Source organism: Colwellia chukchiensis (assembly GCF_002104455.1).
GTDB classification, from domain to species: Bacteria; Pseudomonadota; Gammaproteobacteria; order Enterobacterales; family Alteromonadaceae; genus Cognaticolwellia; species Cognaticolwellia chukchiensis.
Genome location: NZ_NBOC01000005.1, coordinates 169,244 through 193,527, shown reverse-complemented (window position 1 = coordinate 193,527; position 24,284 = coordinate 169,244). Strand labels below are relative to the sequence as shown.

Here is a 24,284-nt window from a genome sequence, read left to right as displayed (position 1 = left end):
TATCACGCACTAAACCGGTATTAGTCCGCTATGATTTACCGTTACGTCATTAAATAGTAAAGTGCCTATAAGAACAAGTTAGCACTAAGATAATTGAACATTGGAATATAATGACTGAACATGACCCCAGTAGCAATTTAGGTAAAAGTTTTATTTGGCTCGCTTGGATTATCGCAATCGCCTTATTGGTTTTTGTTTTTCAAGACTTGTTAGAGCAACAATACAATCCAAACCAAGAGCCAAAGCTGTCGTTACAAGCCAATGGCAAAGCCGAGGTTATATTGCAACAAAATCGCCACGGCCATTATGTAACTAATGGCGCTATTAACGGCAGCCAAGTCACATTTTTACTCGATACCGGCGCCACGCAAGTGTCAATTCCGGGCCATATTGCAAAAGACTTAGGCTTACGCGCGGGCGCGACCATGCGCGTACAAACCGCGAACGGCAGTATTAATGTTTATCAAACCCAATTAAACGAGTTACGCATTGGCAATATCTACCTGTATAATGTTGCCGCACATATCAACCCGAGTATGGCCAGCGATGAAATTCTATTGGGCATGAGCGCACTAAAAAGAGTAGAATTTAGCCAAACCGGAAAACAACTTATTTTACGAGAGCAACTTTAGATGTTACCAGTATCATTATTAAGCGACATTACCAAAACCGTCAGTTGGGCATTATGCGAAGACTTAGGCGCTAATAGTCACCAGGAACTTGCCAACTGTAGTGACATCACTGCCGAGCTGATTCCAGCAGAAAACCAAGCCGTAGCCAACGTTATTAGTCGTGACGAGTGTGTAATTTGTGGCGTGGCTTGGGTAAACGAAGTATTTAAGCAGCTTGACTCGATTTACCAAACCTCAACTAAAATCACCTGGTTTGTCAATGACGGTGAGCACGTTAAAGCCAATACAACATTATTTGAATTATCGGGTAATGCTCGAGTGTTATTAACTGGTGAGCGCACCGCATTGAATTTTTTACAAAGTCTTTCTGGCACAGCAACGATTACAAGCTCATACGTTAAACACCTTGCCGGCACGAATACAAAATTACTCGATACCCGTAAAACCTTGCCAGGGCTGCGCAGTGCGCAAAAATATGCCGTTACTTGTGGCGGCGGTGTTAATCATAGAGTTGGCCTTTTTGATGCATTTTTAATTAAAGAGAACCATATTGCTGCCTGTGGTGGTATCACACAAGCTATCAGTACCGCCCGTATCAACCACCCAGATAAAACCGTAGAAGTTGAGGTGGAAAGCATTGACGAGCTCACACAAGCCCTCAATGCTGGTGCGGATATTATTATGCTAGATAACTTTACTACTGAGATGATCGAACAAGCGGTGACACTGCGTGAACAAGTCTCTGCCGGGAAAACAAAGTTAGAAGTCTCTGGTAATATGACCCTAAACACGTTAACGGATTATGCTAAATCAGGCGTTGATTTTATCTCAGTGGGTGCGCTAACCAAACATGTGCAAGCGGTTGACCTTTCAATGCGCTTTGTCTAAGCCGCCAAGCGTTAAACCCACATCAGCTAACTTAATCAGCACTCAACTACTTGGCAAGCATTATAAATTTGCTGCTATGTAGTTGAGTCGATTAACACCAGTCATTAACCACAATTAGCCAATAAAAATCTGCTACAAGACCTACGACAGTTGACACCTAGCCATAAACGCACAACAACCACATAATTGTAAAATTTTTGTTAAATTCTATTAAATCTGACAGTTAAGTGAAAAAATTGCAAAAAAAGCGTTACATTATTTTACATTTGGTGATTTTTGTCGCAGTATCACCTTAGCCCCCGTAATAATCTATGGAATGACAAACGATGAAAAACTTAAATACACTAAAAAAAGCACAAGGTTTTACTTTAATTGAATTGATGATCGTAGTTGCGATTATCGGTATTTTAGCCGCGGTAGCATTGCCGGCTTATCAAACATACTCTGATCGCGCCAGGTTTTCTGAAGTAGTCTTAGCTGCAACACCTGCTAAAACAGCGGTTGAGTTGTGTGTACAAACATCTGCAATTGCTAATTGTGGTGCATTAGATGATGGCACTGGCGGTACAACTAACGGTTGGGCTGAATCTGATATGGTAACATCTGTCGTGATTTCAGGAACAGCTGCGGCACCTGTGATCACTGTAACACCAGTAGCTGCGGGAAATATTGCAGCTACTGATACTTACCAATTAACTGGCGCAGTCGCAGGTGGCACTGTAGACTGGACTCAAGGTGGTGGTTGTAAAGCGTCTGGTTTATGTTAATTAAGATATTATAACTAGTAAAAAAAGCTCCTTTGGAGCTTTTTTACTTTCCAATTTTGGAACAAAAATATGGCTAAAATACGCGGATTTACATTAATAGAGTTATTGATTGTTGTTGCAATAATTGGGCTCCTCGCTGCCATAGCTGTTCCCTCTTATCAAAATTATTCAGATAGAGCAAGGTTTGCTACTATAATTTCGGCATCTGTTCCAGCGCGGAAAAAAATCGATTTGTGTATTCAAACATCTTCGCTTAATAATTGCAGTAAATCAAAGGTAGATTTAGGTTGGTCAAAAGCGACATTAGTCGATAAAGTAACTATTAGTGGGGGTGCAAAAGAAATTACGATTACTGTTACTCCTGAACCGCTAGGTGGCATTAAAGCGACTGATACATATATACTTGTAGGTTCTGAAACAAATGGAACCGTCAAGTGGAGTGATACCACTGGAGGATGCAAAGCCTCTGGTTTATGCTAGTTTAAGTAGTTTTCTTTCACAAAACCTAATTTTAAAAATGATTTAGATAAATAGTCGAGTTGTATTAATATATATGAAAGGACTTCATCAACAATCTAGCCTGCTTTCAGCCTTAACCAAACGTAATGTCGTTGAAGCTAGCGTGGCGGATAACATTAGCGCTGACTTTATCCAACAAAAAAAGCCCTTTTTGCGTTTTTTGGTGGAAGATAAAAACATCAACGCCGAAGATATCGCCAGCACCCTAGCACGCAGCTTTGGCTACCCGCTACTTGACTTAAAAAACTTTGATACCTCATTAGTGCCGGACGGCGTGCGCAATGAAAAGCTGATCCGTAAACATAATGCCTTACCGTTATATTTACGTGGTAAAGTGTTATTTGTTGCCATGTCGGACCCCACCAACCTTGATGCCTTAGAAGAAATTCAATTTAACACTGGCTTCTCCACTGAGTTAGTAATGGTTAATGAGGTCGCTCTCGCTGCTGCAATAGATAAAGTTTTAGAAGAAGACAGTGATGCGCTAGAAATTTCCGATATCGATGCCGAAGAACTCGCCGGTATTGACGTACAAGAAGATCGTCAAGAAGACGACAATGTTGGCGCTGATAAAGAAGATGCGCCGATTGTTGTTTATATTAATAAAATATTACTCGACGCTATTCGCAAAGGCGCCTCTGATTTGCACTTTGAACCTTATGAAAAGTCCTATCGTATTCGTTTTCGTATCGACGGCATATTAACTGAGGTTGCCAAACCGCCAGTTGCCTTAGCGTCGCGTATGGCAGCGCGCTTAAAAGTAATGTCGAAATTAGATATTGCCGAACGCCGCGTACCACAAGATGGCCGCATCAAGCTGGCGCTTTCCAAGAAAAAGTCTATCGACTTTCGGGTCAGCACCTTACCCACCATGTGGGGTGAAAAAGTGGTGATGCGTATTCTGGACTCTTCAAGTGCCATGCTAGGTATTGATATGCTAGGTTACGCCCCAGAGCAAAAGCAAATTTATATGGAAGCCTTAGCGCAGCCCCAAGGCATGATATTAGTCACCGGCCCCACCGGCTCGGGTAAAACGGTTTCGCTTTACACCGGCTTAAATATACTAAATACCCAAGAGCGCAATATCTCCACTGCTGAAGATCCGGTTGAGATTAACCTTGAAGGTATTAATCAGGTGCAAATTAACACCCGCTCTGGCTTAACATTTCCCAGTGCCTTGCGCTCATTTTTACGCCAAGATCCTGATATTGTAATGGTGGGTGAAATCCGCGACTTAGAAACCGCAGAAATCGCCATTAAAGCCGCACAAACCGGTCATTTAGTATTATCAACTTTACATACCAACTCGGCGCCTGAAACCCTAACCCGACTATTAAACATGGGCGTGCCTTCCTACAACGTAGCAAGCTCAGTCAGCATCATTATTGCGCAACGTTTAGCACGGCGCTTATGCTTGCAATGTAAAACCGAAGAGCATATTCCGGAAAGTGAGCTGCTCGCGCAAGGCTTTTTACCTGAACAAATAAAGGATATCACCCTGTATCAACCTGTGGGTTGTGATTTATGTACTGGCGGCTATAAAGGCCGAGTGGGTATTTATGAAGTGGTGAGAATAAGTGACAAAACTGCTAATTTAATTATGTCAGGAGCAAACTCGTTAGATATCGCCGCACAGTGTCAACGTGAAGGCTACAATAATTTACGGCAATCAGGCTTAGAAAAAGCCGCGTTAGGTGTCACTAGCTTAGCAGAAATTAATCGTGTTACCAATGCCTAGCCGACAGCTAACCATTATACCTTAGTGTCGGTACGCTATTTATTAGACTCTTTTAGTTTGGTGAAAAAAGCTAAATGCGCTAAATTGCATATTAAGCATCATGATTAAAAATCTCGTACATACTCAAGATACTAACAATAAAAATTAGGTTAAACATATGGCTGAGTTATCCAAAGGTAAAGATAAACCCACTAAAGTCAAAGCACTTGATGTTTATAAGTGGCAAGGCTTAAACCGTAAGGGTAAAAAAGTTAGTGGTGAGCTTAATGCTGCAAGTATTTTAGAGCTAAAAGCACAACTGCGTAAGCAAGGGATAACGCCCGGCAAAATCAGCAAAAAAGCAAAACCTTTATTTGGTCTAGGTGGCGATAAAAAAATATTACCGGTTGATATTGCCGTGGTTACGCGGCAAATAGCCACTATGCTTGGCGCTGGTGTGCCTTTAGTGCAAACCATAGAAATGATTGGCGCAGGCCACAACAATGCCAATATGCAGAAACTGCTGGCAAACATTGGCAATAAACTACAATCAGGTATTCCGCTGTCAGATTGTTTGCGTGAACATCCTCAATACTTTGATGATTTATATTGTGACTTGGTTAACTCAGGCGAGCAATCAGGTGCGTTAGAAACCATTTACGACCGCGTCGCCACCTATAAAGAAAAAGCCGAAGCATTAAAAGCGAAAATTAAAAAGGCCATGACCTACCCGATTTCGGTGTTAGTCATTGCCTTTATTGTTACCTCGGTATTATTAATTTTTGTGGTGCCGGTTTTTAAAGATATATTTGATAGCTTTGGCGCTGAGCTGCCCGGCTTTACCTTGCTAGTATTGGCAATTTCTGAGTTTATGCAAAGTTATTGGTATTTTGGCTTGGCAGGCATTTTTATTATTGGCTATCTGTTTAAAAAAGCGCACTTAAATAGCCAAAAATTTCGCGATAATGTTGATAAGAAAATATTAAAGCTGCCGGTTATTGGTGATGTGTTAAAAAAAGCAGCTGTGGCCCGTTACGCAAGAACACTATCAACCACCTTTGCTGCGGGTGTACCTTTACCCGATGCCTTGGAGTCAGCCGCTGGCGCCTCAGGTAATGCGGTATTTCGTGATGCCATTTTAGATATTCGCGCCGAAGTTACCTCGGGCATGCAAATGAATTTAGCCATGCGCAATTGTGATATTTTTCCAGATATGGTGATCCAAATGGTGGCCATAGGTGAAGAGTCGGGTGCGGTTGATGACATGTTAGGTAAGGTAGCCACGGTTTATGAGCAGGAAGTGGATAACGCGGTTGATAACTTAACCACCTTACTCGAGCCGATGATTATGGCGGTGCTAGGTGTAGTAATTGGCGGCTTAATTATCGCTATGTACTTACCAATATTCCAAATTGGTATGGTGGTTTAGGCACTGGTTTAGCTATCAGCTATCAGCTATCAGCTATCAGCTATCAGCTATCAGCTATCAGCTTTATGTTATCCGTTTTACGTTGGTAAGTGCCAACAAGAAATACTAATAATTTCTCTAATTTCTCTATAAGGTAGATGGTTTGACTGATTTAATCGCGCTATTAACGCATGCGCCGCTGGTTTTCTTCGGCTTAGTGTTTATTTTTTCGCTAATGATAGGTAGCTTTTTAAATGTAGTTATTTATCGTTTACCTAAGATACTGGAACAAGGTTGGAAGCGTGATTGTCGTGAGTTTTTAGCCGATGAACTCGCTAACCCCACGCAAGCTGATAAAGCAGCGGTAATGACGTTATCAACGCCAGCTTCAAGTTGCCCAAACTGCCAACATAAAATTCGCTTTTATGAAAATATTCCACTACTAAGTTGGCTATTTTTACGCGGCAAATGCAGCCAATGTCAGACTAAAATATCGTATCGTTATCCATTAGTTGAATTGGCAACGGGCTTATTGAGTTTGGTTATTGCCGCTCACTATGGCGTAAGCTTAACCACGCTATTTTTACTGTGCTTAACTTGGGGTTTAATCTGTTTAACGCTAATTGATTACGACCACATGCTGCTGCCAGATCAAATTACCTTGCCTCTGTTATGGCTAGGTTTACTCGTCAATATTAACGGTGCATTGATCCCGTTAAGTGATGCCGTTATCGGTGCCGTGGTTGGTTATTTAAGCTTATACAGTGTTTTTTGGCTATTTAAGCTCGTTACCGGTAAAGAAGGCATGGGCCATGGTGACTTTAAGCTAGTGGCGGTGTTTGGCGCTTGGCTTGGCTGGCAATTACTGCCGCTATTAATTTTAATGGCATCATTGGTCGGCGCGATTATTGGCATCAGCTTAATGGTGTTTAGTCATCATCAGCGAGAACAAGCGATTCCATTTGGCCCCTATTTAGCCATTTCAGGCTGGATCACTTTACTTTGGGGTAACACCATATGGTCTTGGTACTTAAGTTTTTTAAGCTAGTCAATTCTTGGGTAAATAAAAACTCCCGCGTAACAAGTAGTTAAATTATTATGTCAAAATTTATTGTTGGCCTAACCGGCGGTATTGGCAGTGGCAAAACCACAGTAACCAATATATTTGCCGAATTAGGTATTGATATTATTGATGCTGATGTTGCAGCGCGTATTGTTGTAGCGCCAGGTAGTCCTGCGCTTAGCGCTATCAGCGAGCATTTTGGAGCCGACTACCTTGACGCACAAGGTCAACTGAACCGAGCTAAACTGCGCAGCCGTGTTTTTAGTGCTGCTGATGATAAAGCCTGGTTAAATGCGTTACTACACCCTCTGATCAGGCAAGAGTTGTTAGCACAATTAGCAAAAGCCAGCAGCGTTTATAGTGTATTAGTCGCGCCGTTGCTACTGGAAAACAAGCTACACAAGCTTGTTGATCGTGTGTTAGTAATTAATATCGATCAGGAAAGTCAAATTGTCCGTACCCTTGCTCGTGATCCAAGTTCAAGCGCTGAAATTAAGCGTATCATTGCCAGTCAAATGCCAAGCGAACAACGGTTAAGTTTTGCCGATGATGTTATCAACAATCAAGGCGTGAGCATGGCTAAACTTCGACAACAAGTGATCGATTTAGATCAAAAATACCGAGTTATGGCCAATAACCCCGTATAAATGGCACTAGTTGATAAAATAATTCGCCATTTTGCCAAGCTATGGGTACTATGAAGACATCACTGTCTAATTTTTAAATAAAGCTCGCAAGCTATGACCGCTATACTGTATGAACATCCCCTCAATGAGCGTATTCGCAACTATTTGAAAATTGAGCAACTTTTTGTCCAAGCCACGGACAGCTTGCAATACCCGCTTAGCACCAGTCATAGTGTATTCTTTAATGCCTTATTTGCCATATTAGACACCCTAGAGCGCAATGATATTCGTGGCGACTTGATCAAAGATCTCGAAAAGCTTGAGCAAAACCTAGTGCTGTGGTCACAAGCCCCAGAAGTTGACAAGCAAGTACTGGAAAGTAATTTAAAAACTGCGGTAGCATTAAGTAGCAAAATTAAAACGCCAACGCCGCAGTGGCTGCAATTAAAAGCAGATAAGTTTTTAACCGGTTTAAAGCAACGTTTTGCCATTCAAGGGGGCAGCTCTCATTTTGACCTGCCCCAGCTTCAGTATTGGTTACACCAAACCGACACTAATATTAAAGCGCAATGTCAACATTGGTTAGCCTTACTTGCACAAATTAGTGCGGCGCTGTCCTTAATACTCAAGTTCATGCGTCAGCGCGCTGAGTTCAAAGCTATTGCCACAGATAGTGGCTTTTATCAAGATAGCGGCGAAGGCTTAGTGTTGCTGCGCATTAAAGTTGCTGGTGATTTAGCTTGTTATCCGACGGTCAGTGGTAACCGCTTTCGTTATTCCATCCGCTTTGTCAGCCCGTGTCAGGAAACAGGACGTAAGTATGTCAAAGAAGCGATGAACTTCCAATTAGCCCAATGCTAACATTAACAATAGCGTTAAGTTTAACGCTATCAGTGCTCAATTAAGACAAACCACAGCTAGCTAGAGCTTAAATTACAGCTAGCTGCTTCACGGAATATTTCTTATAATAACGTTATTATAATTTCGTTAAAAAGGTTTATGATGACATTAAAAGTAGCTTGTCCTACCTGTAAAAAAGAAGTGATTTGGCAAGCAGAAAGTCAACACCGGCCATTTTGCAGCAAACGCTGCCAGTTAATTGATATTGGCGATTGGGCTGATGAAAACCACAAAATCAGCCAACCTATACAAGGCGCTACAGAGCTAAATGAAGAAATGCTCGATGCCATAGAAGAGCAATTCTTACAACATAATAAATTTTTTGTTGAGCCTGAATAACGGCGCTAAACTGCCCAAATTAACAATAAAGTTCTGCTAGCTTGGTGATGATTGCTTGATTAGCCGTAGGGAAGGTTAACTGACTCAGTGCGGCTAACTTCACCCAAGCCGATTGCTGCCCTTCTAAAGCTTTTGCTTCACCGCTAAAGTGCTCAACAATAAACACCTCTAAGCGTACCTTTTTATCACCATAGTCGTGGTTTATTTGCATTAAAGGCATACAAGTTAAGATCTCTATCGCCACTTCTTCTTTTAGTTCTCGCGCCAGTGCTTGGTGCACAGTTTCATCTTGCTCAACCTTACCGCCTGGAAACTCCCACTTGCCGCCCTGATGACTGTCAGCAAGGCGTTTAGTTAAAAAAACCTTATCATCTTGTTTGATCACCCCTACCGCCACATGCACAGTTTTTGTTGCCATCTACTCAACCTTATTTTTAGTTTATTTTCCCAAGTGAACTGCCCAACGCTTTGCCATGGCGACCGGTACTGACAGGGCTTTTCGCCACAGCTGTATCGCTGCTAGTCATGCATATCAGGGCAAAGGCAGCGAGCCATCAATGTCGCTGGTCAGGTTTCGTTATACCTTAAGCTTGGTGTTTAAGTACACCCTGAACATAAAAATGCCAGTCATTGACTGGCATTGTTAATAATACATTAGCGACGTGACTTAAGTTAATTTACCATGACACTGCTTGTATTTTTTACCTGAGCCACACGGGCATGGTTCGTTGCGACCAACACGCGGCATAGCAGCAGGCTCAGGATCAGATGATGCATGTTTAAATTCTTTCGGCGCTTCATCTGACTTTCTATGTTGCTCTTCAACTGCTTCAACATCAGATTCTGCGCGTATTTGTACTTTACTTAAAATACCAATCACGTCATATTTCAAGTTTTCAAGTAGCTCAGAGAATAGCTCAAACGACTCGCGCTTAAACTCTTGCTTAGGGTTCTTTTGCGCATAGCCACGCAAATGAATACCTTGACGCAAGTGATCCATAGCCGCCAAATGCTCCTTCCAATGCGAGTCTAAGCTTTGTAACATCACCGCTTTCTCAAATTGACGTAATACATCAGCGCCAACCATTGCTTCTTTCTCGGCATAATTAGTGTCTACGGCAGCAAGAATTTTTTCGCGTAAGGTTTCTTCATGCAAGTTAGTGTCTTCTTCTAGCCATTTCGCAATCGGTAACTCGATATTAAGCTCGCCTTTCATGCGCTCTTCTAGACCACTAACATCCCACATTTCTTCTAATGATTGTGGTGGAATATGCTGACTGATTATACCATTAACCACGTCGATACGAATCGCTTTAATGACATCAGCAATATCGGCTTCATCCATTAATTCGTTGCGTTGCTCGTAAATAACCTTACGCTGGTCATTAGAAACATCATCAAATTCAAGCAATTGTTTACGAATATCAAAGTTTCGCCCTTCAACTTTCCGTTGTGCGTTTTCAATGCTTTTCGTTACCCAAGGGTGTTCTATGGCTTCGCCACGCTCCATGCCTAATTTACGCATCATGTTGCTGATGCGCTCAGAGGCAAAAATGCGCATTAAGCCATCTTCCATCGATAAGTAAAAACGGGTTGAACCTGCGTCACCTTGGCGGCCAGAACGACCACGCAATTGGTTATCAATACGACGCGATTCATGACGCTCAGTGGCCACTATGTGCAAGCCGCCAGCGGCGAGTACCTTATCGTGCTCTTCTTGCCATTGTGCGGTGAGCTTTTTAACCTGTTCTTCACTGGGATTATCTAGCTTGGCTAACATGGCACCTAAATTACCACCTAAGACGATATCGGTACCACGACCGGCCATATTGGTGGCTATGGTTACCGCGCCAATTTTACCGGCATCAGCAACAATCTCGGCTTCTTGTTGGTGAAACTTCGCATTTAAGACTTTGTGCTTTATTTTTTCTTTCTTTAACAGCGCCGATAAGAACTCAGAGGTTTCAATACTGATAGTACCCACTAATACCGGTTGACCACGTTTGACGCAGTCTTTGATATCTTCAAGAATGGCTTCAAACTTTTCTTCCGCTGTTAGAAAAATCAGATCCGGTAAATCTTTACGTATCATTGGCTGATTGGTAGGTATTACGACGGTTTCAAGGCCATATATATGGTTGAACTCAAACGCTTCAGTATCAGCAGTACCTGTCATACCCGACAGCTTGCTATAGATACGAAAAAAGTTTTGAAAGGTAATAGAGGCTAACGTTTGGTTCTCATTTTGAATGTTAACGCCTTCTTTCGCTTCAATGGCTTGATGCAAACCTTCGGACCAACGACGCCCTTCCATTGTACGGCCGGTATGTTCATCAACAATTACGATTTCACCGTCTTTAACGATATAGTCGACATCTTTTTGGAACAATTTGTGGGCGCGTAATGCCGCCATAACATGATGCAATAAAGTGATGTTAGTGGCGGAAAACAAAGAGTCGCCTTGCTGCATCAAGCCTTTTTCGATCATGATCTCTTCAATATGCACCTGTCCAAGCTCGGTCAGATAAATTTGCTTCGCTTTTTCATCTATGGTGAAATCGCCAGTGCTTTCTTCGCCTTCTTTATCTTCTTCATCTTGTTGCACTAACGACGGCACAACTTGGTTAATTTTACGGTATAGCTCAGAACTGTCTTCTGCTTGACCTGAGATAATTAACGGTGTTCGGGCTTCATCAATTAAAATTGAGTCAACTTCATCAATAACGGCAAAGTGCAGTGGTTTTTGTACCCGCTCTTCAGGCGAAAACGCCATGTTATCGCGCAGGTAGTCAAAACCAAATTCGTTATTGGTACCATAGGTTATATCGGCATTGTATGCGGCTTGTTTATCATCCGGCGTCATACTGGCAATATTACAACCAACCGTCATTCCTAAAAACTCAAATAATGGTCGACTCCAATCTGCATCACGGGTCGCTAAGTAATCATTTACTGTGATGATATGCACACCTTTATTGGTTAATGCATTTAAATACGCAGGTAAGGTGGCGGTAAGGGTTTTACCTTCACCGGTACGCATTTCGGCAATTTTGCCAGAATTCAATACCATGCCACCTATCATTTGTACGTCAAAGTGACGCATACCAAAAACACGCTTACTGGCTTCGCGCACTACGGCAAAGGCTTCTGGGATCAGTTGTTCTAATACTTCACCTTGCTCGACGCGTTCTTTAAATTCAGTTGTTTTTGCTTTTAGTTCTTCATCACTGAGGGCTTCAAAAACCGGTTCTAGAGCATTTATTTTACTTACTTCTTTACGCATTTGTTTGAGTAATCGATCGTTTCGACTACCAAACAGTTTTGTCATTAACTTTACAAACATCGTGTTAAACCATATTGAGAAGAAAATCTTCCGCTGAAAATAAAATGTTCGGTGACACCGAACACATAACTTGTTTAGTATTGTAATCGCAGCTGTATTTTACACAACAGAAATTCTAGAAAAAGCTAATTTTTTGCTTTTCGATAGACATACTTTTTTGGATCTATTTGGACATTATTTCGTAATATCTCATAATGAACATGTGGCCCTGTCGATCGCCCCGTGCTGCCCATTTTCGCTATGACTTGTCCTTTGTTAACCACATCACCCACCGCTACTTTTATCGTTTTATTATGACCGTAGCGTGTTTTATAGCCGCCACCATGGTTAATTTCAATCAGTTGCCCATAACCGTAGCGTTCACCTGCCCAGCTCACCACACCTGATGCCGTTGCAATAATGTCAGCGTTTTCACTGCCGGCAAAATCAACGCCCTTATGTAAAGCCGGCTTACCACTAAAGGGGTCTTTACGAACACCAAAGTAAGACGATAACCAACCTTTAGTAATTGGGCGACCAGATAAATATCGGCTATTTTCTATATGGTGTCCTAACGTGACAGATTCAAGCAATTGTAATTGTTTTTCTTCATGTTGCAGCGACGTTTCTAGTGCATCAATTGCTGTGAGTAACTCGGTCAAACTTTTTGGCTTTTCGTTATAACTCTGCATAGGGCCACCACTGGGCGGCATTTGCTGAAAATTAAATTCTTGCTCCGGAATACTCGCTTCTTCTGCCAAGCGATCGCCTAGTGCGTTTAATCGTAACACTTGGCTTTGTAATTCTGCCAATTTCATAGTGACAGCCGTCACTTGACTATTGAGTTTAGGTTGTTCAAATTCGTTTAAGTGAGACACTTGATAGGCAGGGCTTGCAGGCACTTCATCTGCTGAAACCAATAAATGAACGATAAAACCTGAAATCAATGCAAATGCGGTTAATGCCGATAACCAATGGAGCTTATTTAGCTTCATGGTAAATCTAACGTTCTTTCCGCGGTATAGTAATGTTAAACTCATAATTCTTTCATCGTTTAGTTCAGGAGCTGACTCATGGCACGAAAATCCAGAATCCCCACAGACATGTCAGCGCTGTTTCATTCAACGTCTGGCACTTTGTCACAAATAGCGACAAAAACCAACTTTTTAACACAATTGTCCGACATTGTACGACAAATTTGTCCTGACCTGCCAGTCGAGGCATGGAAAATAGCCAACTTTAAAGCTAATGCCATTGTCATTGAAGTTAATTCGGCGGTCTGGGGACAGCGACTCCAGTTCGAACGCATGAATATTTGTCGTGAACTCAGCGCGCTGACCCATAACGAATTTAATCAAATAGAAATTAAACTCAGCCCAGTACGAAGCCGCTTACCTGAGCAAAAGCGCACCACGACAGAGGCAAAATCAAATATCTCTGCGAAAACCGCAGAGCAACTGATGCAAGTAGCCAAAGGCGCACCTGAGAGCTTACGAAAAAAGCTAGAAAAACTCGCCGCCCACGGTTTGAAAAAGTAATGTTTCATAAGGTTAAATTTGAGCGCTAAAAAAACCAGTGCACTGACTGGTTTTTTATTTAACAATGCTAGAGAAATTAAAACGGTAACGGATTAAGTTCTTGAAATTGAATGGGTGATTCAACCGTATCTTCATAAGTTACCCATTCCCAACAGTCCACTTGCTTAAATACTTCTCGCAATAACATGTTATTTAATGCGTGCCCTGATTTAAAGGCGTTTAATTCCCCTAAAATACTGACACCACCCATATATAAATCACCGATCGCATCGAGGATTTTATGCTTAACAAACTCGTCATCATAGCGTAAGTCGTCTTTGTTCAGCATGCGAAACTCATCTAGCACTATGGCATTCTCTAAACTGCCACCTAAGGCTAAATTGTGAGAACGCAAAAACTCAATATCTTTCATAAAGCCGAAGGTGCGGGCACGGCTTATTTCTTTGATAAATGAATTACTGGATAAGTCCATACTCATGCTTTGACAAGTATTAACAATCACAGGGTGTTGAAACTCAATGGCAAAGTTGACCCGAAAACCTTCATGGGGTTTAAGCTCGGCCCACTTGTCACCTTCTTCGACCCGAATCGCTTTAGTGATGCGTAAAAAACGCTTCGCCACGTTTAAGGTTTCAATGCCAACTGACTGGATTAAATAAACAAAAGGTAATGAACTGCCATCCATAATTGGAACTTCAGGTGAGTCAACCTCAACAATAAGGTTATCAATACCTAAACCTGCCACAGCAGCAAGCAAGTGTTCGACGGTGGAAATCTGAACTCCTTGCTCGTTCACTAAACACGTACACAAGGTTGTTTCGCCGACCGCTTCTGGCGTTGCTGGAATATCAACAACCGGCTCTAGGTCAACCCGGCGAAAAATAATACCGGTGTTAGCAGGCGCAGGACGGAGAGTGATCTGCACCTTTTCACCTTTATGTAACCCTACACCTATGGCAGAGATACTATCTTTTATCGTACGTTGTTTAATCATAAATAGCCTTCTTAAGCTTTTATTTTTGCGCTATTAAGCCACAGCCGGAAATAATCGGTGGCGTAATATAACAAAAAAGCCTAATAAAATCAAAAAACCTAATTTTATAATCTTATTTAATCAAGTTTTAGGCCAAAATTAATCGGCCTGTTTGCGCAAAAATGCCGGTATATCTAAGTAATCATCTAGCTCTGTCGCGGCAACTTTATGAGTTTTAGCCTGGGTATTTGCATCAGGCATGGTCACGGCACTGGTTGCCACTTCTGGTTGTGCGCTAGCAACATAATCTCCACCAACCACTTGCGGCTCAGCAATAGGCGCTGGATTTACTAAGGTAATATCTGGCTTACGCTCTGCCCCAATACCGGTCGCAACAACAGTAACGCGCAGATCTTCGGTCATTTCTGGGTCAATGACTGCACCGACCACTACCGTGGCATTTTCCGATGAAAAGGCTTTAACGGCATTACCAACAGTTTCAAACTCATCAATGCTAATATCCATACCGGCTGTGATATTCACTAGAATACCACGCGCACCTGCGAGGTCGACATCTTCTAATAATGGGCTGGAAATTGCCGCTTCGGCCGCTTCTTCAGCACGATCTGGCCCTGAGGCGATCCCTGAGCCCATCATGGCAGTCCCCATTTCTGACATAACGGTTCTCACATCAGCAAAATCGACGTTAATTAAACCCGGTCGTGTGATCAGCTCGGCAATACCCTGGACCGCACCTAATAAAACATTATTGGCGGCTTTAAAGGCATCAAGCAAACTTGTCCCTGGACCTAATACTTTCAGCAGTTTTTCATTAGGAATGGTAATTAACGAATCGACGTTTTTCGCCAAAAACTCTATCCCTTGATCGGCATAGTTCATGCGTTTTTTGCCTTCAAACGGAAACGGCTTAGTTACGACCGCAACGGTTAATATGCCCATTTCTTTGGCAATTTCAGCTACCACGGGTGCCGCACCTGTACCTGTACCACCGCCCATACCAGCGGCAATAAAGACCATGTCGGCACCTTGTAGGGTTTCTTTGATGGTTTCTCTGTCTTCTTCAGCACTACGACGCCCAATTTCTGGGTTAGCGCCAGCACCAAGACCTTTAGTGACATCATGACCTAGTTGTAATGTCACATTGGCAGCCGAATTGCGTAGTGCTTGTGAGTCGGTGTTGGCCGTTATAAATTCAACACCTTCTATGGTTTGTAATACCATATGCTCAACAGCGTTACCGCCACCACCACCAACACCTATCACTTTGATAACTGCTTCTGCGTTATGATCTTCCATTAATTCAAACATTTTTTTATCTCCGATTTTAAACGTTTTGTTCCACCAAAACTCTTTACCCTTTTAAATAGTCAACCAACTGACAATCTAAAATTCACCTTTAAACCAAGCGAGTATTCTCGAGCCGATACTAGCGACTGACTCACTTTTCTTTTGCTCATGACTTTGTTGTTGATTTGCTTGCATGCCATAGTGCAATAGACCAACAACGGTCGCATAACTGGGATCGTTAACATACTCTTTCAAGCCACAAACGTCTGCTGGCTGCGCAAGACGCGCTGGCATTTGAAAGACTTCTTCAGCAAATTCCACTACCCCTTCCATTTTTGCCGTGCCACCGGTCAAGACATAACCAGCCGCAATTTGATCTTCTAAACCGCTTTCGCGCAGTTCTTCTTGGATGAGCTCAAATAATTCTTGGTATCTCGGCTCAACCACTTCTGCAAGTGTGTGACGTGACATAGAGCGTGCTGGTCGACCGCCAACACTGGGCACTTCGATGTTTTCTTCCATACTGACCATTTGACGTAACGCACAGGCGTATTGCACTTTAATATCTTCTGCATGACTTAATGGCGTACGGAAAATTTTCGCGATATCACTGGTCACTTGATTACCGGCTACCGGTATCACCGCGGTATGTCGTAACGCGCCACCAGTAAACACGGCGATATCCATAGTGCCTGCGCCCATATCAACCACGCAAATACCTAGCTCTTTTTCATCATCGGTTAATATGGCGTAGCTCGATGCCAAGGCAGAAAAAATTAATTGATCCGCTTTTAAGTCGCAACGCTCTACACATTTAACAATATTTTTTGCCATATCATTAGCACAAGTTACTATGTGCACTTTGGCTTCCATGCGCACCCCTGACATACCAATTGGGCTTTTAATGCCATCTTGGCAATCAATACTGTACTCTTGTGGCAACACATGCAGCATTCTGCGCTCTGCAGAAATCGGCACTGAACGTGCGGTATGGATGACATTATCAACATCATCCTGCATAACTTCTTTGTCATTAATTGGCACCATGCCATTTTCATTTTGACAGCTGATATGCTTACCCGAAATACCAAGATAAACCGAGGTAATATGACAATCTGCCATAAGCTCTGCTTCGTTAATGGCTCGCTGAATGGACTGAATAACTAAATTCAGATCATTAACGCCACCTTTATCCATGCCTCGTGACGGCTGATTGCCAACCCCAACGATACTAAGCTGGTTATCAGGCGTGATCTCGCCAACTGCTACTGAAATTTTTGAAGTTCCAATATCTAAGCCAACAACTAAGTTTCTTTCCGCTAATTTTGACATTCAGGTTAAACTCTTTCTTTATTGTCCGCGGTTTTCCAACCAACGGCTAAACCGGTATCGTATCTCAGATCAACATAATCAACTTGTTGATCCTGTTTTTTATGTAATTTAATTTCTGGATAAACGTCCATAAAGCGTTGTAAGCGCTCTACCCGATTATCCCGCCCTAAATTAAGACTAACGCCGTCGTTTAGTAGCAATTGCCATGCAAATCGCTCGGTTAGTACAAGCTCATGAATAGCAAGGGCACTAAAGCCCAATAGCTTATTGAAATTTATATAATTTTCCAGTGCTATTTGCTCACTACCTTCTGGACCAAAAAATGCTGGCAGCTTTTCCGTTAAACGTTTGCTATCGGCCTGAAACGCTTTGCCATTTTTATTCAGTAAAAAGTCACCATTCCAATGAGCAATCGGTGTTTGGTCCACCACATAAATCTTTAGCTCGTCTGGCCACTTTTTACGCACAGATACTGAATATACCCAAGGTAATTTCGCCACTTTTTGCTGTACGTCGTTAACATCTAAATGGAAAAAATTTCCTAAGTTTACTTTTTCGATTGCCTGCTCAATATCTACACGTGTGGTGTAAGGCATTTCTCCTGCGATGCTAATCGAGGTTACCGGTGCCGACTCTTCTGCACTTAAACGTTTGTTCAAAAATATGCTAAACGATAATATGCCAACAATAACTGCAACAAAAAACGCGACACCTAGCCAAAATGACCAATGTAGTTTTTCACTTTCCTGTGCTAGAGAAAGCTGTTTTGCTGTTGCCGTTGTCATCACTTACTCGCTACCCTCAACACTGATGGCCACTATTTTAGTGACTAACTCGCTAAAGCTTAAGCCATACACTTTAGCCGCTTTAGGCACTAACGAGGTTTCTGTCATGCCGGGAACCGTATTGACCTCTAACAGTTGCCACTGCCCTTGATTATTGCGCATCACATCAACTCGGCCCCAACCTTTTGCGCCGGTGGCATTAAAGGCTTTTAACGCAATATTTTGTAACTCGGCTTCATCAGCGGCCGATAAACCACATGGACAATGATATTGCGTGCTATTTGACTGGTATTTTGCGTCATAGTCATAAAAGTCGTGCGGCGTTTGCATGTGTATCGCGGGCAGTGGTGTTTGCCCTAAGATGGCCACCGTATACTCTGGACCTTGTATCCAGGCTTCAACCAATACTTGTTGATCATAATGAAACGCCGCCATCAAAGCTTGGTGCAATTCTTGCGCATTATTGGCCTTTGACATCCCTATGCTAGAGCCTTCATTGGCGGGCTTTACCATCACCACATTGCCAAGCTTTTCTAAGACCTTAGCAGCATCGGCAATTTGGTATTCTGCCTTGTTAACAATGGCAAACGCTGCGGTAGGCAAACCGAGTGCTTGGAACACTTGCTTACTGCGTATTTTATCCATCGACAAGGCCGAGCCTAAAACATCTGAGCCAGTATAAGGAATATTCATGTATTGCAAGGCGCCTTGCACACAGCCGTCTTCACCGCCACGACCATGCAAGGCTATAAAGACTCGATCGATATCCAACTTAGCTAAATCACTTAAACAATAATCTTTGGTGTCAATAAGTTGTACGTTAAAGCCTGCACTTGCTAAGCCTTTTGCGATCGCTTGACCAGAATTAAGCGATACCGCCCGTTCTGCCGACGTTCCCCCATACAAAACGGCTAATTTTTGCTGCAATAATGGCTTCATGGCTGCACCACCGTTAAGTTTTCATTGTGCATTAATTGCTGGGCAATAGCGCCGATATTGCCAGCACCTTGGGTGATAACCATATCGCCATCACGCAATTGTGCAGCCATCAGCTCCGCTAACTTGTCACTGTCACTGACATAGATTGGCTCTATTTGACCGCGTAAGCGAATACTGCGTGCTAGGCTTTTGCTATCTGCATTGGCAATAGCCGCTTCACCTGCGGCGTAAACATCAAGTAAAAATAAACTATCAACCTCAGAGAGTACTTCGACAAAGTCTTCATAAAGATCTTTAGTACGGGAATAGCGATGAGGCTGAAATACCATGATTAGTCGCTTGTTTGGCCAACCATTGCGCATGGCATCAATAGTGGCTTTAACTTCTGTTGGGTGATGGCCGTAATCATCGACTAACAACATACTGCCTTTATCTGTGCTGAGTGTGGCTAATTTTTCAAAGCGTCGACCAATACCCGCAAAATTTTTCAAGGCATCTTGAATAGCGTTATCAGCCACTCCTTCATCAATCGCAACCGCAACACCGGCTAGCGCATTTAACACGTTATGCTTGCCGGGTAAGTTAACGCTAATGGCCAGCGGCGAGCTGCCTTCGCGTTCAACCACAAATGAACTCATGCCTGCTGCTTGTTGATATTGCGTGGCTCGAATATCCGCATCTTCGGTAAAACCATAGGTGATAACTTGTCGTCCAATACGCGGCAATATTTCTCGCACGATAGGGTTGTCTAGACAAACAACGGCTAACCCATAAAAGGGTAAATTGTGCAAAAACTCAATATAGGTATCTTTGAGCTTTTCAATATCGCCTTGATAAGTATCCATATGATCTTCATCAATATTAGTGATGACAGAAACCATAGGCTGCAAATGCAAAAACGACGCATCACTTTCATCGGCTTCTGCGATTAGGTAACGACTACTACCTAAACGCGCATTAGCACCTGCGCTATTTAATAAGCCACCAATAACAAACGTGGGATCTAAATTTGCTTGGGCAAAGATACTGGCAATTAAGCTAGTGGTGGTGGTTTTGCCATGCGTACCGGCAACGGCAATACCATGACGAAAACGCATTAATTCGGCTAACATTTCGGCGCGGCGCACTACAGGAATTCGCATCTCAGTTGCGGCAATTAGCTCTGGGTTATCGACATTAATCGCAGTTGAAACCACAATAACGCTAGCATTAATAACATTGTCTTTATGGTGACCAAGGGTAATTTTTGCGCCCAGTTTTCTCAGCCTTTTCACCACTTGGTTCTCACCAATGTCGGAGCCAGTAATATGGTAACCTTCATTGAGTAGCACCTCAGCAATACCGCCCATACCCGCGCCACCAATACCAACAAAATGGATAGTCTTAACGCGGCGCATTTCTGGCACGCTATGATTGGCACTTGTTAAGCGCGCTGTGCTATTGCTTGTTTTACTCATATCTTTACTCATACTTGTGCCGCCTCAATACAAACCGCAGCTACACGCTTGGTGGCGTCGGCATGCGCGGCATTATGTGCCGCCTTTGACATCTGTTGCACGACTTTATCTGAAATAAAAAGGCTGTTTAGTGTTTGCCCTAAGGTGGTTCCGTTGAACTCTTGTTGGGCAATCAGTTTTGCTGCACCGCACTCAACAAGGTACATGGCATTACGGGTTTGATGGTCATCTACCGCATGAGGTAGCGGTACAAATATCGCTGGCTTTGCCGCCATGGCTAATTCAGAAACCGTTAACGCGCCGGCGCGGCAAATCACGACATCTGCCCATTGATAAGCAGAGGCCATGTCGTCAATAAACTCTGTCACTTTCACCTTGTCTTCTGGCAAACCATAATCTTGATAGCTTTTCAGCACAGCTTGCTCATTACCCGCACCGGTTTGATGCCATACATCAATACTTTGCACTTTAATTTGCTTCATGGCTTGTGGCACAACATCATTCAATATTTTCGCCCCTAAGCTACCGCCAACAACCAGCACTTTTTTACTAGTAGCCGGTTGTTCTGGAATCACATTTTTGATGGCAATAATATCACTACGCAGCGGGTTACCCACCACTTCGGGCGTTACTCTTTTGCTAAACGCACCAGGAAAGGCACTTAAGGTTTTACTGGCCAAGTGCGACAGAAATCGATTGCTCATACCCGCAACCGCATTTTGCTCATGTAACACTAAAGGAATACTCAATAACCAAGCGGCGACACCGCCTGGCGCACTAGCGTAACCGCCCATGCCTAACACCACATCCGGCTTAACCTCTCGCAGAATACGCACCGACTGCAGAATCGACTGCATGACTTTAAAAGGCGTTTTTAGCCAAGTTTGCCAACCTTTATTACGAATACCACTGATATTGATAAACGAAATTGGGTAGCCACTTTTCGGCACTATTTCGGCTTCCATGCGCTCAGCAGTGCCCAGCCAATGTATGTTCCAGCCTTGCTGGCTTAACGCATCCGCAACCGCAATACCCGGAAAGATATGACCACCTGTGCCACCCGCCATTACTAACAATGTTGGGCGCTTTACGTCATGACTTAGTTCTTCAGTCATTATCACCCTCGTTTAACTTTGTTTTTTTCACTTTACTTTTAGTCTTTTTGTTACTTTTATTCACCGCCGACAGGCGACTGGTCGCTTGCATACTTTGCAAGCGTATTTCGTGATCAATGCGAATTAAAATAACCACGGCTAGGGTCATAATAATCATTGAGCTGCCACCATAACTGATCAAGGGCATGGTTAACCCTTTGGTGGGTACAATACCGGCACTGGCGCCAATATTTACCGCGGCTTGAAAGCAAAACCAAATGCCGATGGCATAAGCAAAAAAACCTTCAAAGTACTTTTCTTGCTTAACCGCTTTTTTGCCGAGTAGTAGCGCTTTAATCACTAAAGTCATGCTGAGTATTAAAATGGCGCTAATACCAATAAAGCCCAACTCTTCAGCCAAAACTGCCATCACAAAGTCAGTATGTGCTTCTGGTAAATACTCTAATTTTTGCACACTATTACCTAGTCCTTGGCCTAAGGTTTCACCACGGCCGTATGCCATCAATGACTGCGTCAGCTGATAACCACTACCAAAGGGGTCTTTCCATGGGTCAAGAAAACTGGTAACTCGCGCCCAACGATAAGGTGATAAATAGGCCAACATCGACAATAAACTGACCCCAACACCAGCAATGGCGATAAATTGCCATAGCTTAGCGCCCGCTAAAAATAATAAGCCAAACGTGGTGACAAACATCACGATGATGGTGCCTAAGTCGGGTTGCAAAAGTAACAAGCCGCCAAGTACCGCAAAAACTACTAATGGTTTGGCAAAGCCTTTAACGTTTTCCATCACTTCGTCGCGACGTCTTACCAAATACGCTGATAAGTAACAGAAGAAAAACAATTTTGCCGGCTCAGCTGCTTGAATGGTAATAGGTCCGAGGGCAATCCAACGTGTCGAGCCATTAACATTACGACCCACAACCAATACCACCATCAGTAAAAATATACCCAACAACAATAAGGTACCGCTCGATTGATGCCATCGACTCATGGGAATATGTAAAGCAACACCAGCCACGGCAATACTCAACACGATATAGATCATATGGCGGATAATAAAATGAAACGGATTATCAAATAACCGCTCCGCTATTGGCATCGACGAACTCGCCACCATTATCAAACCTATGGTATACATACAAAGGGCGAGAATAAGGTAGCTGCGATCAAAAGTAGTGGCAGTTTTGTTTTCTATTGGTAACCAGTTCGGCCACGTCAGTTGCGATAATTGAGCAAAAGATAACGACATTAACTGTGCTCCTTTTGCAACAAGACAGATTTAATAAAGACCACGCCTCGCTCAACATAGTTGGCAAACATATCCAAACTGGCACAAGCGGGCGACAATAACACCATATCACCTGGCTGGGCACGTTTTCTGGCCCAAGTTACTGCCTCTGCCAAAGAACTCACATGGGTAGTGCACTCTACTTGGCTGGCTAAACGCAAGTCAGCTATTGCTTGTCCATCTTTTCCTAGGGTGATTAAGTAATCAACTTGCGTTTGTATCGCTTGGGCTAATGGTTGAAAGTCGGCGCCCTTGCCATCGCCACCAGCAATTAAAAACAGTTGCTTACCTTGCAAACTTGGTGCTAAACCTTGAATTGCCGCTAATGTTGCCCCAACATTTGTCGCTTTAGAGTCATTGATCCAACGAATACCATCATTACTCGCAATTAGCTCACAGCGATGCGCTAAGCCTTTAAAGCTTTTTAAAGCGCTTAACATCGCCGTTATATCCCAGCCCGCACAGTGACCTAAGGCTAAAACGGCTAAATAGTTCAAGGCATTATGAATACCCTGTAGCGGTAAGTCTGCCAACGCACATAGCACACGTTTTCCGTGCATAAGCTGCAAGTCACCATTAATAACAGCTAAACCTAAGTTTTCCGACGTTGGCTGATCAGCACCGAAACTTAACATTTGGCTGGCCTGATAGTTTGCTGTTGGCGTCGTTGCCTGATCTTGGCGGTTATAGACAGCATAGGTTGCATTTTTATAAATACGCTGCTTTATCGCGCTATAATTGGCAAGGCTCTTATGTCGATCTAAGTGATCATCGCTAACGTTCAAGACAGTTGCAGCCAGTGGTTTCATACTGCGAATGGTCTCTAGTTGAAAACTCGACAGTTCTAGTATCATCACATCTACCGCATCTTGAGCGATTTGATCCAATACCGGCAAACCAATATTGCCACCAAGTTGCACCTGATAGTTTAAGGCTTTACCTAAATAATTTAGCATCGAGACCACAGTAGACTTACCATTAGAGCCCGTGACGGCAATAATTGGCGTGTCACTTAAGCGACAAAAGAGTTCAATATCACCGATAACATCACAATCTACTGAAATAGCATCGTTAATTTCTGGTGTCGCCAAATCAATACCGGGGCTGACAATTAACACTTCTGCTTGCGCAATTAGTGCCGAATCCCAATGCCCTAACACTAAGCGATTATCAGCAAACTGTTGCTTAAAATCACCCGGAGAAATTGGCATAGCACGGCTGTCATTAACGGCAAAAGGCAGTTGATGACCATGTAAAAAGCGCGCACACGACAAGCCTGTGATACCTATGCCTAAGATCACAATACGTTTATTGGCTAATTGTGTCGTTACCGACTGTGACAGTAATGTCTTCACGCCGCTC

23 protein-coding genes are annotated in these 24,284 nt (G+C 43.0%); 11 read left to right on the top strand and 12 right to left on the bottom strand.

Annotated features, from left to right (window positions below; genetic code table 11):
• The first annotated feature begins 110 nt into the window (after positions 1–110).
• From B6K83_RS08535 to yacG, 10 genes are all read left to right on the top strand, one after another.
• A complete protein-coding gene (locus B6K83_RS08535) occupies positions 111–632 on the top strand; it encodes a retropepsin-like aspartic protease family protein (protein WP_085284497.1) in 522 nt (173 codons plus the stop codon).
• The gene (nadC, locus tag B6K83_RS08530) at positions 633–1,520 is read left to right on the top strand and encodes a carboxylating nicotinate-nucleotide diphosphorylase (protein ID WP_085284496.1); all 888 of its coding nucleotides are present in this window, start codon (positions 633–635) and stop codon (positions 1,518–1,520) included.
• A gap of 326 nt (positions 1,521–1,846) precedes the next feature.
• On the top strand, positions 1,847–2,287 hold the full coding sequence (locus B6K83_RS08525; protein ID WP_085284495.1) for a pilin: 441 nt from the start codon (positions 1,847–1,849) through the stop codon (positions 2,285–2,287).
• Between the two features lie 69 nt (positions 2,288–2,356).
• Positions 2,357–2,767 (top strand): pilin, encoded by a 411-nt coding sequence (locus B6K83_RS18650; RefSeq protein ID WP_085284494.1) that lies wholly within the window; start codon positions 2,357–2,359, stop codon positions 2,765–2,767.
• A 73-nt stretch (positions 2,768–2,840) separates the two neighbouring features.
• On the top strand, positions 2,841–4,544 hold the full coding sequence (gene pilB, locus B6K83_RS08515) for a type IV-A pilus assembly ATPase PilB (RefSeq protein ID WP_085284493.1): 1,704 nt from the start codon (positions 2,841–2,843) through the stop codon (positions 4,542–4,544).
• A 157-nt stretch (positions 4,545–4,701) separates the two neighbouring features.
• Positions 4,702–5,952, top strand: coding sequence for a type II secretion system F family protein (locus B6K83_RS08510; protein ID WP_085284492.1), 1,251 nt, complete (start codon positions 4,702–4,704; stop codon positions 5,950–5,952).
• A 142-nt stretch (positions 5,953–6,094) separates the two neighbouring features.
• Positions 6,095–6,979: a prepilin peptidase gene (locus tag B6K83_RS08505; protein WP_233143868.1), complete on the top strand. Its 885-nt coding sequence runs from the start codon at positions 6,095–6,097 to the stop codon at positions 6,977–6,979.
• A gap of 50 nt (positions 6,980–7,029) precedes the next feature.
• The gene (coaE, locus tag B6K83_RS08500; RefSeq protein WP_085284491.1) at positions 7,030–7,641 is read left to right on the top strand and encodes a dephospho-CoA kinase; all 612 of its coding nucleotides are present in this window, start codon (positions 7,030–7,032) and stop codon (positions 7,639–7,641) included.
• 93 nt (positions 7,642–7,734) lie between these two features.
• Positions 7,735–8,481: a cell division protein ZapD gene (gene zapD / locus B6K83_RS08495; RefSeq protein ID WP_085284490.1), complete on the top strand. Its 747-nt coding sequence runs from the start codon at positions 7,735–7,737 to the stop codon at positions 8,479–8,481.
• 141 nt (positions 8,482–8,622) lie between these two features.
• The gene (gene yacG / locus B6K83_RS08490; protein WP_085284489.1) at positions 8,623–8,859 is read left to right on the top strand and encodes a DNA gyrase inhibitor YacG; all 237 of its coding nucleotides are present in this window, start codon (positions 8,623–8,625) and stop codon (positions 8,857–8,859) included.
• Between the two features lie 19 nt (positions 8,860–8,878).
• Here the strand turns inward: yacG and mutT are convergent, their stop codons facing one another.
• The 3 genes from mutT to B6K83_RS08475 all read right to left on the bottom strand — a co-directional run bounded on the left by mutT (position 8,879) and on the right by B6K83_RS08475 (position 13,176).
• A complete protein-coding gene (mutT, locus tag B6K83_RS08485; RefSeq protein ID WP_085284488.1) occupies positions 8,879–9,277 on the bottom strand; it encodes an 8-oxo-dGTP diphosphatase MutT in 399 nt (132 codons plus the stop codon).
• Between the two features lie 249 nt (positions 9,278–9,526).
• Positions 9,527–12,202, bottom strand: coding sequence for a preprotein translocase subunit SecA (gene secA, locus B6K83_RS08480; RefSeq protein ID WP_085284487.1), 2,676 nt, complete (start codon positions 12,200–12,202; stop codon positions 9,527–9,529).
• A gap of 125 nt (positions 12,203–12,327) precedes the next feature.
• The gene (locus B6K83_RS08475; protein ID WP_233143867.1) at positions 12,328–13,176 is read right to left on the bottom strand and encodes a M23 family metallopeptidase; all 849 of its coding nucleotides are present in this window, start codon (positions 13,174–13,176) and stop codon (positions 12,328–12,330) included.
• A gap of 78 nt (positions 13,177–13,254) precedes the next feature.
• Here B6K83_RS08475 and B6K83_RS08470 point away from each other — a divergent pair, with 78 nt between their 5' ends.
• Positions 13,255–13,719 (top strand): DUF721 domain-containing protein, encoded by a 465-nt coding sequence (locus tag B6K83_RS08470; RefSeq protein WP_085284485.1) that lies wholly within the window; start codon positions 13,255–13,257, stop codon positions 13,717–13,719.
• Between the two features lie 76 nt (positions 13,720–13,795).
• On the opposite strand, the gene lpxC is transcribed toward B6K83_RS08470, so the two are convergent.
• The 9 genes from lpxC to murD form a co-directional block, all read right to left on the bottom strand.
• Positions 13,796–14,713: a UDP-3-O-acyl-N-acetylglucosamine deacetylase gene (gene lpxC, locus B6K83_RS08465; RefSeq protein ID WP_085284484.1), complete on the bottom strand. Its 918-nt coding sequence runs from the start codon at positions 14,711–14,713 to the stop codon at positions 13,796–13,798.
• A gap of 138 nt (positions 14,714–14,851) precedes the next feature.
• The gene (gene ftsZ, locus B6K83_RS08460) at positions 14,852–16,021 is read right to left on the bottom strand and encodes a cell division protein FtsZ (protein ID WP_085284483.1); all 1,170 of its coding nucleotides are present in this window, start codon (positions 16,019–16,021) and stop codon (positions 14,852–14,854) included.
• 75 nt (positions 16,022–16,096) lie between these two features.
• Entirely contained in the window at positions 16,097–17,332 is a 1,236-nt protein-coding gene (ftsA, locus tag B6K83_RS08455) for a cell division protein FtsA (RefSeq protein WP_085284482.1), read from the bottom strand.
• Between the two features lie 5 nt (positions 17,333–17,337).
• On the bottom strand, positions 17,338–18,117 hold the full coding sequence (locus B6K83_RS08450; protein ID WP_085284481.1) for a cell division protein FtsQ/DivIB: 780 nt from the start codon (positions 18,115–18,117) through the stop codon (positions 17,338–17,340).
• Positions 18,118–18,120: 3 nt separating this feature from the next.
• Positions 18,121–19,056: a D-alanine--D-alanine ligase gene (locus B6K83_RS08445; RefSeq protein ID WP_085284480.1), complete on the bottom strand. Its 936-nt coding sequence runs from the start codon at positions 19,054–19,056 to the stop codon at positions 18,121–18,123.
• On the bottom strand, positions 19,053–20,525 hold the full coding sequence (gene murC / locus B6K83_RS08440; RefSeq protein WP_085284479.1) for a UDP-N-acetylmuramate--L-alanine ligase: 1,473 nt from the start codon (positions 20,523–20,525) through the stop codon (positions 19,053–19,055). The genes B6K83_RS08445 and murC overlap by 4 nt, the downstream gene beginning before the upstream one ends.
• Positions 20,522–21,628: an undecaprenyldiphospho-muramoylpentapeptide beta-N-acetylglucosaminyltransferase gene (gene murG / locus B6K83_RS08435; RefSeq protein WP_085284478.1), complete on the bottom strand. Its 1,107-nt coding sequence runs from the start codon at positions 21,626–21,628 to the stop codon at positions 20,522–20,524. The genes murC and murG overlap by 4 nt, the downstream gene beginning before the upstream one ends.
• A complete protein-coding gene (gene ftsW, locus B6K83_RS08430; protein ID WP_085284477.1) occupies positions 21,621–22,883 on the bottom strand; it encodes a cell division protein FtsW in 1,263 nt (420 codons plus the stop codon). Before ftsW ends, murG begins: the two co-directional genes overlap by 8 nt.
• The gene (gene murD, locus B6K83_RS08425; RefSeq protein ID WP_233143863.1) at positions 22,883–24,277 is read right to left on the bottom strand and encodes a UDP-N-acetylmuramoyl-L-alanine--D-glutamate ligase; all 1,395 of its coding nucleotides are present in this window, start codon (positions 24,275–24,277) and stop codon (positions 22,883–22,885) included. The genes ftsW and murD overlap by 1 nt, the downstream gene beginning before the upstream one ends.
• Between the last annotated feature and the right edge of the window lie 7 nt (positions 24,278–24,284).

Coding starts and splice junctions, on each gene's coding strand:
- ftsW (WP_085284477.1), bottom strand. CDS start 22,883: ATGTCGTTATCTTTTGCTCAATTATCGCAACTGACGTGGCCGAACTGG.
- B6K83_RS08445 (WP_085284480.1), bottom strand. CDS start 19,056: ATGAAGCCATTATTGCAGCAAAAATTAGCCGTTTTGTATGGGGGAACG.
- B6K83_RS08475 (WP_233143867.1), bottom strand. CDS start 13,176: ATGAAGCTAAATAAGCTCCATTGGTTATCGGCATTAACCGCATTTGCA.
- murG (WP_085284478.1), bottom strand. CDS start 21,628: ATGACTGAAGAACTAAGTCATGACGTAAAGCGCCCAACATTGTTAGTA.
- mutT (WP_085284488.1), bottom strand. CDS start 9,277: ATGGCAACAAAAACTGTGCATGTGGCGGTAGGGGTGATCAAACAAGAT.
- ftsA (WP_085284482.1), bottom strand. CDS start 17,332: ATGTCAAAATTAGCGGAAAGAAACTTAGTTGTTGGCTTAGATATTGGA.
- B6K83_RS08470 (WP_085284485.1), top strand. CDS start 13,255: ATGGCACGAAAATCCAGAATCCCCACAGACATGTCAGCGCTGTTTCAT.
- B6K83_RS18650 (WP_085284494.1), top strand. CDS start 2,357: ATGGCTAAAATACGCGGATTTACATTAATAGAGTTATTGATTGTTGTT.
- coaE (WP_085284491.1), top strand. CDS start 7,030: ATGTCAAAATTTATTGTTGGCCTAACCGGCGGTATTGGCAGTGGCAAA.
- secA (WP_085284487.1), bottom strand. CDS start 12,202: ATGTTTGTAAAGTTAATGACAAAACTGTTTGGTAGTCGAAACGATCGA.
- zapD (WP_085284490.1), top strand. CDS start 7,735: ATGACCGCTATACTGTATGAACATCCCCTCAATGAGCGTATTCGCAAC.
- B6K83_RS08525 (WP_085284495.1), top strand. CDS start 1,847: ATGAAAAACTTAAATACACTAAAAAAAGCACAAGGTTTTACTTTAATT.
- B6K83_RS08535 (WP_085284497.1), top strand. CDS start 111: ATGACTGAACATGACCCCAGTAGCAATTTAGGTAAAAGTTTTATTTGG.
- murC (WP_085284479.1), bottom strand. CDS start 20,525: ATGAGTAAAGATATGAGTAAAACAAGCAATAGCACAGCGCGCTTAACA.
- pilB (WP_085284493.1), top strand. CDS start 2,841: ATGAAAGGACTTCATCAACAATCTAGCCTGCTTTCAGCCTTAACCAAA.
- nadC (WP_085284496.1), top strand. CDS start 633: ATGTTACCAGTATCATTATTAAGCGACATTACCAAAACCGTCAGTTGG.
- B6K83_RS08450 (WP_085284481.1), bottom strand. CDS start 18,117: ATGACAACGGCAACAGCAAAACAGCTTTCTCTAGCACAGGAAAGTGAA.
- B6K83_RS08510 (WP_085284492.1), top strand. CDS start 4,702: ATGGCTGAGTTATCCAAAGGTAAAGATAAACCCACTAAAGTCAAAGCA.
- ftsZ (WP_085284483.1), bottom strand. CDS start 16,021: ATGTTTGAATTAATGGAAGATCATAACGCAGAAGCAGTTATCAAAGTG.
- yacG (WP_085284489.1), top strand. CDS start 8,623: ATGACATTAAAAGTAGCTTGTCCTACCTGTAAAAAAGAAGTGATTTGG.
- lpxC (WP_085284484.1), bottom strand. CDS start 14,713: ATGATTAAACAACGTACGATAAAAGATAGTATCTCTGCCATAGGTGTA.